The organism is Nocardia sp. NBC_00565, from assembly GCF_036345915.1.
Classification (GTDB): domain Bacteria; phylum Actinomycetota; class Actinomycetes; order Mycobacteriales; family Mycobacteriaceae; genus Nocardia.
On record NZ_CP107785.1, the window covers coordinates 4,298,629 to 4,314,049 of the forward strand.

Annotated in this window: 10 protein-coding genes; 6 read left to right on the top strand and 4 right to left on the bottom strand. The window is 67.7% G+C overall.

The annotated features are described in order from the left end of the window. Window positions 1-2: 2 nt before the first annotated feature. Both OG874_RS20600 and OG874_RS20605 read right to left on the bottom strand, forming a co-directional pair. Window positions 3-2,771: a bifunctional acetate--CoA ligase family protein/GNAT family N-acetyltransferase gene (locus OG874_RS20600; protein ID WP_330256743.1), complete on the bottom strand. Its 2,769-nt coding sequence runs from the start codon at window positions 2,769-2,771 to the stop codon at window positions 3-5. After that, the gene (locus tag OG874_RS20605; protein WP_442943415.1) at window positions 2,764-3,918 is read right to left on the bottom strand and encodes an acetoin utilization protein AcuC; all 1,155 of its coding nucleotides are present in this window, start codon (window positions 3,916-3,918) and stop codon (window positions 2,764-2,766) included. The genes OG874_RS20600 and OG874_RS20605 overlap by 8 nt, the downstream gene beginning before the upstream one ends. 321 nt (window positions 3,919-4,239) lie before the next feature. Between OG874_RS20605 and OG874_RS20610 the strand changes: the two genes are divergently transcribed. After that, on the top strand, window positions 4,240-4,926 hold the full coding sequence (locus tag OG874_RS20610) for a metal-dependent transcriptional regulator (protein WP_330256745.1): 687 nt from the start codon (window positions 4,240-4,242) through the stop codon (window positions 4,924-4,926). A gap of 3 nt (window positions 4,927-4,929) precedes the next feature. Beyond that, complete coding sequence (gene galE, locus OG874_RS20615) at window positions 4,930-5,910, top strand: UDP-glucose 4-epimerase GalE (RefSeq protein ID WP_330256746.1); 981 nt, start codon at window positions 4,930-4,932, stop codon at window positions 5,908-5,910. Window positions 5,911-6,057: 147 nt separating this feature from the next. Here the strand turns inward: galE and OG874_RS20620 are convergent, their stop codons facing one another. Then, complete coding sequence (locus OG874_RS20620) at window positions 6,058-7,182, bottom strand: DUF4192 domain-containing protein (RefSeq protein WP_330256747.1); 1,125 nt, start codon at window positions 7,180-7,182, stop codon at window positions 6,058-6,060. 890 nt (window positions 7,183-8,072) lie between these two features. Then, complete coding sequence (locus OG874_RS20625) at window positions 8,073-8,795, bottom strand: DUF5642 family protein (RefSeq protein WP_330256748.1); 723 nt, start codon at window positions 8,793-8,795, stop codon at window positions 8,073-8,075. Between the two features lie 391 nt (window positions 8,796-9,186). Here OG874_RS20625 and OG874_RS20630 point away from each other — a divergent pair, with 391 nt between their 5' ends. The 4 genes from OG874_RS20630 (at window position 9,187) to speD (ending at window position 15,126) form a co-directional block, all read left to right on the top strand. After that, entirely contained in the window at window positions 9,187-10,137 is a 951-nt protein-coding gene (locus tag OG874_RS20630; RefSeq protein ID WP_330256749.1) for a proteasome assembly chaperone family protein, read from the top strand. A gap of 51 nt (window positions 10,138-10,188) precedes the next feature. Next, window positions 10,189-12,687 (top strand): DEAD/DEAH box helicase, encoded by a 2,499-nt coding sequence (locus tag OG874_RS20635; protein WP_330256750.1) that lies wholly within the window; start codon window positions 10,189-10,191, stop codon window positions 12,685-12,687. A 127-nt stretch (window positions 12,688-12,814) separates the two neighbouring features. Further along, complete coding sequence (locus tag OG874_RS20640; protein ID WP_330257358.1) at window positions 12,815-13,915, top strand: type III PLP-dependent enzyme; 1,101 nt, start codon at window positions 12,815-12,817, stop codon at window positions 13,913-13,915. Window positions 13,916-13,923: 8 nt separating this feature from the next. After that, on the top strand, window positions 13,924-15,126 hold the full coding sequence (speD, locus tag OG874_RS20645) for an adenosylmethionine decarboxylase (protein ID WP_330256751.1): 1,203 nt from the start codon (window positions 13,924-13,926) through the stop codon (window positions 15,124-15,126). The last annotated feature ends 295 nt before the right edge of the window (window positions 15,127-15,421 follow it).

The following is a 15,421-nucleotide window of genomic DNA, read 5'->3' on the forward strand; positions in this document are numbered from 1 at the left end:
GCTCACCCGAGGCGGCGGGGGCCGGTGTCGAAGCGGCTGGGTTCAGGGCCGAAGCGGGCTCGGGCATAGAGGATCGCTGCCGCGTTCGGGGAGGCCAGGACCGGGTCGAAAGATAGTTCGCGGATTTCTGGAAGGTCGTCGAACAGGGCCGAGACGCGTTGGACGAGTTCGGCCAGGGCCGGTTTGTCGACGCGGGGGCTGGCGGGGGTGCCGGAGAGGAGGGGGGCGGCGCGCGGGGCTTCGATGAGGGCGGTGGCCTCGTCGGCGGTGAGCGGTAGGGCGCGGTAGGCGCGGTCGCCGAGGAGTTCGATGATCATGCCGGAGAGGCCGAATTCGATGACCGAGCCGAAGGATGGGTCGTCCTGCACGCGCAGCACACAGCCGACACCCGGATTGGCCATCTTCTGGATGTGCACGGCGGGGTCGCCGCATAGCTCGACCAGGTGCGCGTAGGCCTGGCGCACCGCCTCCGGACGCCACAGATCCAGCCGGACGCCGCTGAGATCCGGTCGGCGCCGCCACATTTCGCCGGTCGCCTTGGCCGCCACCGGGTAGCCCAGTTCCTCGGCCGCCGCCACCGCCTCGTCGGCGCTGCGGACCTCGCGGAACTCGACGACGCGAATTCCGTAGCAGTCCAGCAGGTTCACGGTTTCCAGGTCGGTGAGCCAGCGTCCGTCGGAGTCGCGCATCCATTCGGCGACCAGCCGCTCGGCCCGTTGCGCGTCGATGCCCGCTGGACGCACCACAGTCGACACCGGTTTCGTGCGCCATTCCGCGTACCGGCGCACCCTGGCCAACGCCCGGGCGGCACGCTCGGGATCCGGATAGGACGGGATCGAGCCGCGCACCGCCACGCCGTTCGGACCGCGCACCGCCAGCAGGTTCGGAATGCCCTGTTCGGCAACAAAAGTGGTGAGAATGGGCTTACCCGAGCCGGGCACGGCCGCCGCGGCCTCGCGGATGGCCTCGGCGAACCCGGCCGGCGGCAGCGGTACCGGCGGCGCGAAAACCACGATCACCGCGTCGATCTCGTCCGAGCGCAGCGCGGCGACCACCGCGTCCAGATACGCGCCGGGCGTCGCGCCCGGGCCCAGACCCACCGGATCGCCGACCGACACCTCGTCCACTACCCGCTCGGTGGGGCGGGGACGGCGAACCTCCTCGGACGGCACCGCCGCGGGCAGCCGGACCTCGAGGCCCTCCCCGCGCGCGGCGTCGACGGCCAACCAGTTCAACGCCGCGCTGTTTCCGATCACGGCAACCCGGGGACCGGCGGGCAGCGGCTGATAACCCAGTAACGCCGCGCAGTCGAACAGCTCCGAAATCGAGTCCACCTGAACGATTCCCGACTGGCTGAACAGGTCACGCACGATGGACCGGTCCATATCGCCGGTCGGTTGCGCCCGCGCCGCCAGCCTGCCGCTGCTCACCGCGACGATCGGTTTGCTGCGCGCCACCCGACGCGCGATCCGGGAGAACTTGCGCGGATTACCGAAACTCTCCAGGTACAGCAGGATCACCTCGGTCGCGGAATCGGTGTCCCAGTACTGCAGCAGATCGTTGCCGGACACATCGGCGCGATTGCCCGCCGATACAAAGGTCGACAACCCCAGGTTGCGCGCCGCGGCCTCACCGAGAATGGCCGCACCCAGCGGCCCGGACTGGCAGAAGAATCCGATGCGCCCACGCCCCGGCAGGATCGAGGCGAGGGTCGCGTTCAACGACACCGCGGCATCGGTGTTGGCGATGCCGAGCGCACTCGGTCCGACCACCCGCATCCCGTGTCCGCGCGCCGCGGCGACCAACTCGTGTTCGGCGACCACACCACCCGCGCCGGTCTCCCCGAAGCCCGCGGTCAACACGACCAAACCCTTGACGCCCTTGGCCATACAGTCGTCGAGCACCGAGCCGATGGCCTCGGGCGGCACCGCGACCACGGCCAGATCCACCTCGTCCGGAATATCGCGCACAGTCGGGTAGGCCCGCACCCCGCGCACCGATCGACGGTTCGGATTGACCGGGAACACCGGCCCCTGGAACACACCCGACAGCAGGTTGGCCAGGATTACGCCGCCGACCCGCGCCGGACCGACGGTCGCGCCGATCACCGCGACCGAGCGCGGTGCGAGCAGATTGCCCACGCTGCGCGCCTCGGAGGCACGTTCACGCGAATCCCTTACCGAGAGCAGGGCTTCGGTGGGATCGATGGCGAACTCCAGATGTAGCACCGAACCGTCACGGCTGCGCTCCACCTGATAGCCCGCGTCGCGGAAAACGGTGACCATCACGGTGTTCTCGGCGAGTACCTCGGCGACGAACGTCTCGATCTTGTTCTCGGCGGCCGCCCCGGCCAGATGCTCGAGCAGGATCGAGCCGAGCCCACGTCCCTGATGGTCGTCGGCCACCACGAACGCGACCTCCGCGGCGCGCGGACCGCTGCGCTCGGGCAGCAGTTCATAGCGGCCGACCGCGAGGATCGCCTCGCCGAGCACCAGCAGCAGCCCGACCCGGTCGTGATGGTCGACGTGGGTGGAGCGGTACAGGTCCCTGGGCGAAATGCGCGGGTACGGACCGAAGTAGCGCAGATATCTGGTGCGATCCGACAGCGCCGCGTGGAACTCCTGCAGCCGGTCGGCGTCATCGGGCGTGATCGGCCGCAGCCGCACCACGCCGCCATCGGAGGCGAGCACGTCGGCGAACCAGTGCTGCGGCGGCGGTGGCGGCACCAACGGGGTGCTCGGAGAGTCCGGGACGGGCGGGTTCTCAGTCACGGGGGTCCTCCGGTTCCAGTCCGAGCAACCCGAAGGTGGCTCGGCGCGTAGCCAGTACGGCCGTATCGATAGCGCGTTGCGCGCGGTCGACGCGCGCGTCCCCAGTTTCCCCGGTACCGCCCGGTCCGTCCCAACGGCGATAGGCGATGTCACCACCATCACCCATGGTCCGTGGCGGTTCCACACTCGGGGCGGCGGCCCGGATCATCTCGATCCAGTCCAGTGGCACCGCGGTTTCCGGCGCGATAGTGCGATCCAGCGCCGTCGCGAGCAGATGGGTCCAGGCGCGCGGGACGACACGCACCAGCCCGTAGCCACCGCCGCCGACAGCGAGCCAGCGCCCCTCGGCATACCGGTCGGCCAGATCACGCATCGCGATGAAGGCGGCGCGCTGACCGTCCACCGTCAGTTCCATATCCGCGAGCGGGTCCTCGCGATGGGTATCGACACCGCACTGGCTGACCACGATCTGTGGCCGGAACGCCGCGAGCGCGCCGGGCACGATCGCGTGGAATCCGCGCAGCCACTGGGCATCCCGGGTGCCGGGCAGCACCGCCAGATTGATCGCGGTGCCATCGGCGGCGCCGTGACCGGTCTCCTCCGGCCACCCGGTATTCGGCCAGAGTGTGGCCGGGTGCTGGTGGATCGAGATCGTCAGCACCCGAGGGTCGTCGTAGAAGGCGCGCTGCACGCCGTCGCCGTGGTGTACGTCGACATCGACGTAGGCGATGCGGTCGTAGCCGTGATCGAGCAGCCAGGAGATGGCCACGGCCGCATCGTTGTAGATGCAGAAACCAGCGGCCGCATCCGGCATCGCGTGATGCATGCCGCCGCCGATGCTCACCGCGCGCCGGGTTCGGCCCTCGGCGATCTCGCGCGCGGCGGCCAGGGTGCCGCCGACGATCACCGAGGCCGCCTGATGCATCCGCGGGAATACCGGATTGTCCGGTGAGCCCAGGCCGTACGGCGGCGCGAGCGGCGAACCCGCGGGCGGCGTGGCATGTTCGACGGCCTCGATGTACTCTGCGGTGTGGATGCGCAGCAGATCCGAGGCCTGTGCCTGCGCGGGCACCAATCGCTCGACACCATCGAGTAATCCCAGACTTTCGGCCAGCGCCATGGTGAACTTCAGGCGCGCCGGTTTCATCGGGTGCTCGGGCGTCCACGCGTAATCGAGGAATCGGTCGGTCCAGACAACGGTCCCCGATCGCGACTCCACATCACCTCGGTCGAGCGGAGCGGGATGTTCGCCGCGTGGTGCAGTGGCCATGCTCGCAACGCTACGCGGGAAGCTAACAGCCCCGTTGGACGTTCGTATGCAGTAGAAATACAAGCAAGTGCGAACACGGCGACCGGCCGTGCGCCGACAGGATTCCCACAGCGCAGTCACGGGTGTAGCGCGAGAGCACGCGGCACACGGGGGTGCCGACGTGCGTGGGTAGAATTCGTGCCGACGAAGGGGTAACAGGTGAAGGATCTGGTCGACACCACGGAGATGTACCTCCGTACGATCTACGACCTCGAGGAAGAGGGTGTAGTGCCCCTGCGTGCGCGCATCGCCGAGCGCCTCGAGCAGAGTGGTCCGACGGTGAGCCAGACCGTCGCGCGGATGGAGCGCGACGGTTTGCTGCTGGTCGCCGGTGACCGCCATCTCGAGCTGACCGAGAAGGGCCGCGGCATGGCGGTCGCGGTCATGCGCAAGCATCGCCTCGCCGAACGGCTGCTCGTCGACATCATCGGGCTCGACTGGCAGAACGTGCACGCCGAGGCCTGCCGCTGGGAGCACGTGATGAGCGAAGAGGTCGAGCGGCGGCTGGTCGAGGTGCTCAACCACCCGACCACCTCCCCCTATGGCAACCCGATTCCCGGACTGGACGAACTGGGCATCGCCCCGCCCTCTACCTCCGAGGAGACCCTGGTTCGGCTGTCCGACCTGCCGCACGGCCAGGTGCACGCGGTCGTGGTGCGCCGCCTCGCCGAGCACATCCAGACCGATCCGGAGGTCATCGGCCGGCTGCGGGAGGCGGGCGTGGTGCCCGACGCGCGCGTGACGGTCGAGACCAAGCCCGGTTCGGTGGTCATCACCGTGCCCGGCCACACCGGTTTCGAGCTCTCGGACGAAATGGCCCATGCCGTCCAGGTGAAGTTGGTCTGAGGCGTGAAACTTCTGGTCACGGGTGGCGCGGGCTACGTCGGTGGTGTCTGCGCGCAGATTGTGCTCGAAGCGGGTCACGAGGTGGTGGTGGTCGACGATCTGTCGACCGGCAATGCCGAGGGTGTGCCGGCCGGAGCTCGGTTCGTCCAAGGTGATGTCGCGGTCGCCGCGCCCGCGCTGCTCGAGGCCGAACCCTTCGATGGTGTCCTGCATTTCGCGGCGCAGTCGCTGGTCGGCGAATCGGTGCAGCAGCCGGAGAAGTACTGGCAGGGCAATGTGGTGAAGACCTTGGAACTGCTGGAGGCGATGCGTCGCACCGGCACACCGAAGCTGGTCTTCTCCTCGACCGCGGCCGTATACGGCGAACCCGAACAGGTGCCGATCACCGAAGATGCGCCGCCCCGGCCGACCAACCCGTACGGCGCTTCGAAGCTCGCCATCGACCACGCCATCACCTCCTACTCGATCGCGCACGGGCTGGCCGCGACCAGCCTGCGTTACTTCAATGTCGCGGGGGCCTATGGCGGCCTCGGCGAAAATCGGGTCGTGGAAACGCATCTCATCCCTCTCGTCTTGCAGGTCGCCCTCGGTCATCGCAAGGCGATCTCGGTGTTCGGCACCGACTGGCCCACCGCGGACGGCACCGCGGTGCGCGACTACATCCACATCCGTGACCTCGCCGAGGCGCACCTGCTCGCGCTGGCCACCGCGGAATCCGGCACGCACCGCATCTTCAATCTCGGCAGCGGCACCGGTTTCTCGGTGCGCGAGGTGATCTCGGCCTGCGAACGCGTCACCGGCCTTCCGATCACCGCCCAGGACGCTCCGCGCCGCCCCGGCGACCCCGCCACCCTCATCGCCTCCAGCGACCGCGCGATCGCCGACCTCGGCTGGCGTCCCGAGCACAACGACCTCGACGAAATCGTCTCCGACGCCTGGGAATTCCTCCGCGACCTCGGTCCGCTCGCGCACAGCGCGAAGTAGGCCGTGTGCCCTACGCTCGCCAACCGGCGAGCGCGGGAACGGGCGGTCGAGCGCCGAGGCGCTCACCCACATCCTCTGTGTCAAATGGCGGCTATGGTCTTCGGTCACGGTGACCGATTGACTGGACTCGATCCGAGCGTGCCGTGATCATCTGACGACCGGGCCGAGGTCGATGCCGAGGTCGGCGGCGATGCCGAGGCCGCAGTAGGCCAGGCGGCGCAGGGTGTCGGGGCGCATTCCGGTGCGGAGGGAGATTTCCAGCAGGATGGCCATGGAGTGGGCGGGGTCGGTGTCGAGGGCGGCTTGCAGGGCGATGCCGGCAAGGGGGCCGTCGCCGCGGATGTAGGCGCTGTAGCCGAGAAGGGTTGCGGCGTCGGCGCGGTCGCTGCCGGACAGGGCGTGGGTCAGTGTGACCCACAGGTTTTCCGCGGCGGTGGCGTGATCGCCGATAGCGAGGGCGAACAGGGAGTCGCGGACCGTCCGATCACGCAGAGCCACGGCCAGTTCGGCGTATTCGGTGGCGGACAGCGATGCTCCGGAGTCGGTGTTGGCGATCTGGGACAGCACGTGTTCCAGGGCCTGCCGGTGATATCGGTCGGGATCGCCGCGGCGGACCGCGACCGCGTATCTTTCGTGCGCGACCGCGAGGGCGTTGTCGAGGTGTGCGCTCACCTGCTGCGCCAACTCCTCGTTCTGGGCGACCAGATCGGTCAGCTCCGAGCGTGCCCCGCGGATCGGGCGACCGTCGAGGACATGCGCGACCGTCACCATCGAGGTGGCCGGATCCGGCAGTGTCCCACGGTGATTCGGGTCGAGCAGACTCCACCACCGCTGGTCGGCCTCGATCGCGCGCACCGCCCACGCACCCTCGAGGAACACCTCCTGCGCCGCGAGCCGCCGTGCGAACGCGGCGATCAGCGTGCCCCATGGCCCGGCACCGGCCGCGCCCTGTTTGCGGGCGCGGCGCGGTTCACGCACCCGATCGTCGACGATCACCGCGAGCACCTCCGCCGCCCCCTCCGTAGCGCAAATATGGGCGACGCACTGCGCATACGCCGCGGCCAGCCCGCGCCGACTCCCACCGTCGGAGTCCAGATCGAACCGCACCACCGCGTCGATGATCGGACTGTGCTCCGGACTCGGCGCACCCCGCAGCACGGCCACCACCAGCGACCGCTCCGGCACGAACCCGACCATCGCGGGCACCGCCACAATCAACTCACCGGGATCATCCACGTGCAACGCGTCCCCCGGAGCTCGATCCCCGAACATCGGTGGCTGCTCACCACACGCCCCCGTCCGATGCCCCGCCGCACCCCCGAAACCCCGTGTGCAATCAGACGATTCATCATCATCGACATCCGACTCGAAGAAAGGCGCGGAATCGATTCGAGCCGCGACACGCCCTGCGGGCCACGCACGATACGGGTCTACCGCATCCCGATAGCCCGAGCGATCGTCGACACCCATTACGCGATCCCCCTGCACGGCGGCGCGCGGCTGCCCAGTGCCGCACCAATCCGCTGCCTCATCGAAACGCAGCGCACGGCCCACATCTGCGCCATTGCGTGGTGGCGAGGCAACGCGCCGCTCCTCGAGCTCGTCGGCACGCACTCCGCGATCCGTACCTGCGATGTCACCTGGCTGACCGACGAGGCGCCACTCCACCGCCTCGTCAACACCCACCGCGCGACCCACATCCGCACCGTCAGGCGGGTGGGCGGCGTCGCGACGGCCAGCCGCACACCGGTCCGCTGCATCGTCGATCCCCAACGTGTTGCCCCCATCCGGGCCGTCAGGACGGTGCGCGCTATCGCGACGGTCGGGCGAGTCACTGGTATGTCCGGTGCGGGTGGCTCGGGGGCGGGTGGGTTTGCGGAGATGAACCTTTGGACTCGAGCAGCGATCGTTGTGGGCGGAGGCACCGTCGCCGGGATCGCCGAGGGCTGGAACGGGATTCGTGGAAGTTGGCATGTGTCGAGAGTGCGCTTGCTCGCCCGTGCACCCGGAGCACTGACCTGGGGATTATTTTGCCCTGTGCAAAACGTTCGAGCTGTGGACGAATCGGCCCGTGGACGCGGAAACGGCGATAACCGCGTCGGTGCCACCTGCTACTGTCTCGGCGCGGGTTCCGGCCGCCGGGCGCACGACAGCACGTTCGCTCAGCCCATCTTCACCTTCCGTACCGTTGTCGTGAACAGTTCGTCCAACGCCGCTGTATCCGGCTGCGCATCGCTGAACGACATATAGGTCACCGTGATTCGCACATCGCCGACCTGCCCGGTCAGTGTCTGCATCGACTGTGTCAGGCCCGGTGTGCTGACCTGTGGCGCCACCGTGCGGCGCAGCGCGAGGGTGTCATCGGCGTCGATCGGCGGCGGCGCCTGCAGTTCGGTGGTCACCGTCGTGGTCGCGCCCGACCGGCTCACCCGCACCTGCCGGCACCGCTGCAACTGCTCGCGCAGAGCCGACAGCGGCTGCTCGATCCTGGTCAACTCGACGGTCATCGTGGCGCGGGTGTCGTTGTCGGTGCCCACCGTGACGGCGGTCTGATTCGGCCCGAATTGCTGAGCGGGCGGCACACATCCATCGGGCTGCACCGTCGAGCCGCGCACGATCCCGTTCAGGTCGCCCGCCGCCTGCGCAGCCGCCTCCGGTGGCAGCACCACTGCCTCGTACCGGGCCGGAAACTGCGGCGGATCGGGCAGTAACGTCGAAAGTTGTGCCGCCACATGCTGAGTCCCCGATTGCGGCCCGGAACCAACCGGATGCCCGGTCACCGTCGACGCGCACCCGGCGAGCAGCGCCGCACTCGCGGCGAGGGGAACCCAACCCGATACCGCGAATCCGAGAGGCCCCCTGCGCGTCGAATTCGGCACAGTCACTGCTCCACTGTGCCAAACTCCCCCGTGCCCGCCCGCGATGCCACGCCGATCATTTCGAGCGACCTGCAAGCAGTCGCCAGCGGATCATTTCGAGCGACCTGCAAGCAGTCGCCAGCGGATCATTTCGAGCGACCTGCAAGCAGTCGCCAGCGGATCATTTCGAGCGACCTGCAAGCAGTCGCCGGCGGTGGCGACCGGGGCGGGGAATGTGTGGAGCACCACCGATGTTGCAGCCTCTTATGGGTCGGTGTCGCCCGTGGCAACCGGTACCGGTGTCATGGGGGACAATGGACAGTGGTTGACCACCGCGAAATGCCCAGCAGGCCTAGGACCTGGAAGATCTCGGAACCGGACAGCTCGCGTCGGTGAACCGCGCAGGAAGGAGTACGCGATGGACCACGAGTCGCGAATGTACGAGTTGGAGTTCCCAGCTCCACAGCTGTCGTCCGACGATGGCTTGGGTCCGGTTCTGGTACACGGACTGGAAGGCTTCACCGATGCCGGGCATGCGGTGCGGCTGGCCACGACGCACCTGCGTGAGAGTCTCGAGAGCGAGCTGGTCGCCTCTTTCGATGTCGACGAGTTGCTGGACTACCGCTCGCGTCGTCCGCTGATGACGTTCAAGACTGATCATTTCTCCGATTACGCCGAACCCGAGCTGAACCTCTGGGCGCTGCGCGATACCTCGGGTACCCCGTTCCTGCTGCTGTCCGGTCTCGAACCGGATCTGCGCTGGGAGAAGTTCACCACCGCGGTGCGCTTGCTCGCCGAGCAGCTGGGCGTGCGTCGCAGCATCGGTCTGAGCGCGATTCCGATGGCGATCCCGCACACCCGCCCGCTCGGCATCACCGCGCATTCCTCGGACAGCGATCTCATCGCCGAACATCAGCGCTGGCCGGGCGAGCTACAGGTGCCGGGCAGCGCGTCCTCGCTGCTGGAGTACCGGATGGCCCAGCACGGCCACGAATCGGTCGGTTTCTCGGTGCATGTGCCGCACTACCTGGCGCAGACCGCCTACCCGGAGGCCGCCCAGACCCTGTTGGAGAACGTCGCCGACAACGCGGGCCTCGAGATCCCCCTCGCCGCGCTCGGTGAGGCCGCCGCGCGGGTCCGTGAGCAGGTCAACGAGCATATCGCGGGCAACTCCGAGGTCGAGACCGTCGTGCACGCGCTCGAGCGCCAGTACGACAGCTTCGTCACGGCCCAGGAACGCCAGTCGAGTCTGCTCGTCGGTGACGGTGAACTGCCCAGTGGCGACGAGTTGGGCGCCGAATTCGAGAAGTTCCTCGCCGAACAGGGCGGCTACGACGGCGACGACACCGAAGGCAACCAGCCCGGCTAGCCATCGATCACCCTGACCGGGCCGCCGACGGCAGCCCGTAGGGTGGTCGGAGTGGATCTGACCGAACTGCTCGAGATACCGGGAACCGACGCCGACGCCCTCTACGAATCCTTCGGGGCATGGGCGGCCGAGCAGGGCACCCCGTTGTATCCGGCGCAGGACGAGGCGCTACTGGAATTGGCGTCGGGATCCAATGTCATCCTGGCCACCCCCACCGGCTCCGGCAAATCCTTGGTCGCGGTCGGCGCGCACCTGTTCGCGCTGGCCCGCGGCCTGCGCACCTACTACACCGCCCCGATCAAGGCCCTGGTCAGCGAGAAGTTCTTTGCGCTGTGCGAGGTCTTCGGCGCGGACCGGGTCGGCATGGTGACCGGCGACGCTGCCGTCAATCCGGAAGCACCGATCATCTGCGCCACCGCCGAGATCCTGGCGAATATGGCACTGCGCGAGGGCGCGGCCGCCGATGTCGGCCAGGTCGTCATGGACGAGTTCCACTTCTACGCCGACCCGGACCGCGGCTGGGCCTGGCAGGTGCCGCTGTTGGAACTGCCGCGCGCGCAATTCCTTTTGATGTCGGCCACGCTCGGCGAGGTCGACTTCTTCGCTGCCGATCTCCAACGCCGCACCGGTAACCCGACCGCCATCGTCGCGGGTACCGAACGCCCTGTGCCCCTGAGCTATTCCTACGCGCGCACGCCGATCACCGAAACCATGGAAGACCTCGTCACCACCAACCAGGCCCCGGTCTACGTCGTGCATTTCACCCAGGCCGCCGCGCTGGAACGCGCGCAGGCGCTGACGAGCGTGAACTTCGCCACCCGCGCCGAAAAGGACGCCATCGCAACCGCATTGGGTGATTTCCGGTTCTCCTCCGGTTTCGGTAAGACCCTGTCCCGGCTGATCCGGCACGGTATCGGCGTGCACCACGCGGGCATGCTGCCCAAATACCGCCGCCTGGTGGAGCGCCTGGCCCAGGACGGACTGTTGAAGGTGGTGTGCGGCACCGACACCCTCGGCGTCGGCATCAATGTGCCGATCCGCACCGTACTGCTCACCGGCCTGACCAAATACGACGGTGTGCGCACCCGCCGCCTCAAGGCGCGCGAGTTCCACCAGATCTCGGGCCGCGCGGGCCGGGCCGGCTACGACACCATGGGCACTGTCGTCGTGCAGGCCCCCGACCACGAGGTCGAGAACACCCGGCTGATGGCCAAGGCGGGCGACGATCCGAAGAAGCAGCGCAGGGTGGTGCGCCGGAAACCGCCGGAGGGCTTCGTCTCCTGGAGCGAGGAGACCTTCGACCGCCTCGTCGCCGCCGCCCCCGAACCGATGGTGTCGCGCTTCAACGTGACGAACTCCATGCTGCTCAATGTGATCGCGCGCCCGGGCAATTGCTTCGACGCCATGCGCCACCTCCTCGAGGACAACCACGAGCCCCGCCCCGCGCAACGCCGCCACATCCTGCGCGCCATCCGCCTGTACCGGGCACTGCGCGATGCCGGTGTGGTGCAACAGCTTCCGGAGCCCGACGCGCAGGGCCGCCGTGCCAGGCTCACCGTCGACCTGCAACGCGATTTCGCCCTCGACCAACCGCTGTCCCCGTTTGCCCTCGCCGCACTCGAACTGCTGGACAAACAAGCCCCGAGTTACACCCTCGATGTCATCTCCCTGATCGAATCGACCCTCGAGGATCCGCGCCAACTGCTCATGGCCCAGCAGCACAAGGCCCGCGGCCAGGCGATCAACGAGATGAAGGCCGACGGCATCGAATACGACGAACGCATGGAACTGCTCGAAGAGGTGACCTGGCCAAAACCCCTGGCCGAACTGATCGAACCGGCCTTCGAGACCTACCGCGCCGGACACCCCTGGATGTCGGAGTTCGCGCCGTCCCCCAAATCGGTCGTGCGCGACATGATCGAACGGGCGATGACCTTCGCCGAGCTCATCTCGCACTACGAACTGGCCCGCTCCGAGGGCGTGGTGCTGCGCTACCTCGCCGACGCCTACCGCGCGCTGCGCCGCACCGTCCCGGAATCGGCCCGCACCGAGGATCTCGACGATATGACCGAATGGCTCGGTGAGCTTGTCCGCCAGGTGGATTCGAGCCTGCTCGACGAATGGGAACAGCTCACCAACCCGGGCGCGGAGACCGATGCGGACCAACTCGCGTTCGGCGCGGAATCGGTGCGCCCGATCTCGGCCAACGAACGCGCCTTCAAGGTGATGGTCCGCAACGCGATGTTCCGCCGCGTCGAACTCGCCGCGCTGCGCCGCTGGGAGGCGCTCGCCGAGCTGGGTACCGGACCGGACTGGGCGGAGGAGCTGGCTCCCTATTTCGATGAGTACGAACGCATCGGCACCGGCCCCGACGCCCGCGGTCCGCAATTGTTCCAGGTGGAACAACGCCCCGGTTTCTGGCATGTCCGACAGGTGCTCGACGACCCGGCGAGCGACCACGGCTGGGCGCTGGCGGCGGTGGTCGATCTCGCCGAGTCCGATGCCGCGGGCGAGGTCGTATTCGACGAGGTCACGGTAGTCGCGGGGTGATCATGGTCAAGGTGTCGTCAACGAGTTAGTTAACCGGGGCATCGCGCTGATACTCTCTCGCGCGGTGCCTGAACGACGGCCGGCCCCCCAAACGACGGAGAGTTCCCTTAGATTGATCGGTTCAAACCTGCCCGAATCGCCCTATCTGGTCATCACCCCAGAGCGAGTGCGCGAGAACTACCGCGCACTCCGGGCCGCGGTACCCGGGTCCCGAATTCGCTTCGCCGTCAAAGCGAGCCCGGTACCCGAACTCATCGGCCTGCTCGATGACGAGGGTGCGGAGTTCGACGTCGCCAGCCTCGGCGAGATCGACCTGTGCCTGCGTGCGGGCGTCGACCCCGCCCGCATGTGTTACGGGAATCCGATCAAGAAGGCCGCCCACATCGCCGCCGCCCACGCCGCGGGCGTGCGCCGCTACGCCTTCGACACCGAGGACGATCTGCTCCGCATCGCCGAGCACGCGCCCGGCTCCGAGGTGGAGTGCCGGTTCCTTTCCGCCGCGCCGCAATCGACGACACCCTTCGGCACCAAGTTCGGTTGCAGCCCCGCCGAGGCGTTGCGACTGCTGGTGCGCGCCCGCGATCTCGGACTCGTCGCGGCGGGCCCGTACTTCCATGTGGGTTCCCAGCAGACCGACCCGAAGGCCTGGCGGATCGGCATCGAGGAAGCCGGTCGCATCGTTGCAGCGTTGGCGGACAAAGACATTCGGGTGTCATCGGTGAATATCGGTGGCGGCCTTCCCATTTCCTACGTCGAGGCCGCCCCCGCACTCGACGCCGTCGGGGCCGTGATCGCGGCCGCGGCCGCCGAATTCCTGCCCGAGACCGCCGGACTCGTCATCGAGCCCGGCCGCGCGCTCGTGGGTTCGGCGGGCACCATTCACGCCGAGGTGGTCGGCGTGCGCATCGCGCCGGACGGACGGCGCTGGGTGTATCTCGACATCGGCCGCTACAACGGCATGGCCGAGACCGAGAACGAGTACATCGCTTACCGCTTCGTCACCGAACGTGACGGAGACCCCGTGGACGAGGCGGTGGTGGCCGGGCCTACCTGCGACGGCGACGATGTACTGTATCAACGCACGAAGGTCCTTCTTCCGACCTCGTTGCGAGCCGGTGATCGCATCCAGATCCTCGATACCGGCGCCTATACCGCGAGCTATTCGTCGGTGTCCTTCAATGGTTTTCCGCCCTTGACCGTTCATGTCTCGGGCGCTGAGCGAGAGTGAGTTTGCCCATGACGGCGGAATTCACCGGCTGGCATGTGCTGGCCGAGTTCGGTGGTGTCGACGCGACCCTCTGCGACGACCTCGAACAACTCGAATCGGCGTTGCGCGAGTCGCTGATCGCCGCGGGCGTCACCATCTGCGATGTCGTACACAAGAAGTTCGATCCGCAGGGGGTGACTGTCCTCGCGCTGTTGTCGGAGTCTCACGCCTCGATTCACACTTATCCCGAGTCCGGCGATATCTTTATCGACGTCTTCACCTGCGGAAGTATTGGTGCCGGCGCATCCAAGGCCGTCGAACTCCTGCGAGATAAGTTGTCCCCCAAGGACGTTCGAATGCAGGTGATCCGGCGCGGGCACGGCTCCACCCGGATCGAGGAGCCGGTCGGCAACGGACTGACCCGCATCTGGGATCTGCACGAGGTGATCGTCGACACTCATACTCCGTTCCAGCACATGGTGATCGCACGCACCGAGCAGGGCATCAGCCTGTTCTCCGACGACGATCGCCAGTCCACGGAGTTCTCCCAGCTGACCTATCACGAGGCGATGATGGTCCCCGCCTTCGCGTTGGCCGCGAAGCTGGACAAGGTCCTCATCATCGGTTCGGGTGAGGGTGTGGCCAGTCAGATGTCGGTCGCCGCCGGCGCGACGCTCGTCGATCACGTCGATATCGATCAGCGCGAGGTCGAACTGTGCGCCGAGCATCTGCCCTACGGCTACACCAGCGACGAGCTGGCCGCCGCCGTCGAAGGCGAGGGCCCGGTCAAGGTGCACTACGCCGACGGCTGGGACTTCCTGGCCAACGCGGCCGAGGCAGGCACCCGCTACGACGTCATCGTGATCGATCTGCCCGATGAGCGGGTCGAGGACGCGCAGCACAACCGCCTCTACGAGTCGGAGTTCCTGTCACGATGTCGAGCCCTGTTGGCTCCCGGTGGCGTGCTGAGCGCGCAGGCCGGTTGCGCGACGATGTGGCGCAACGAAACGTTGAAGCGGTCCTGGAAGCGCTTCCACGAGCAGTTCGGCACGGTGGTGCAGTACGGCAGTGATGAGCACGAGTGGACGTTCCTGTTCGGGTTGAACGAACGCATCGATGACCCGGTGCGGGAGATGACCGATCGGCTGGTCACGCTGCCCTACCATGCCGAAACGATCGATGCGCGAGCGCTGGTGCGTGGCGCGATCGAGCCGCACGCGTTGCGCGTGTAGTACTTGCTCCACGTCGAATCGCACCGGGTCCCAAGGGATTCCGGTGCGATTCGGCGTTGTGGGTCAGGTTGTCACGGGCGCGGGTTCGGGTTCTTCGCCGTGTGGTCCGAGGATCATTCCGGGTTTTCCAGGCGTTGCGTTCGAACATGCGTTGTAGTGGTGTGGCGAGGCAGGTGGTGACGAGGGTCATGAGGGCGAGGATGCGTCGTCGGGTCGACATCGGGCGGCAGGGGCATCGCGGGTGACGGATTTGCCGGTTCAGGTATGTGATCGCCATCACTCGCGACCGAAACGC

Coding starts and splice junctions, on each gene's coding strand:
- OG874_RS20605 (WP_442943415.1), bottom strand. CDS start 3,918: ATGAAACCGGCGCGCCTGAAGTTCACCATGGCGCTGGCCGAAAGTCTG.
- OG874_RS20620 (WP_330256747.1), bottom strand. CDS start 7,182: ATGTTCGGGGATCGAGCTCCGGGGGACGCGTTGCACGTGGATGATCCC.
- OG874_RS20630 (WP_330256749.1), top strand. CDS start 9,187: ATGGACCACGAGTCGCGAATGTACGAGTTGGAGTTCCCAGCTCCACAG.
- speD (WP_330256751.1), top strand. CDS start 13,924: ATGACGGCGGAATTCACCGGCTGGCATGTGCTGGCCGAGTTCGGTGGT.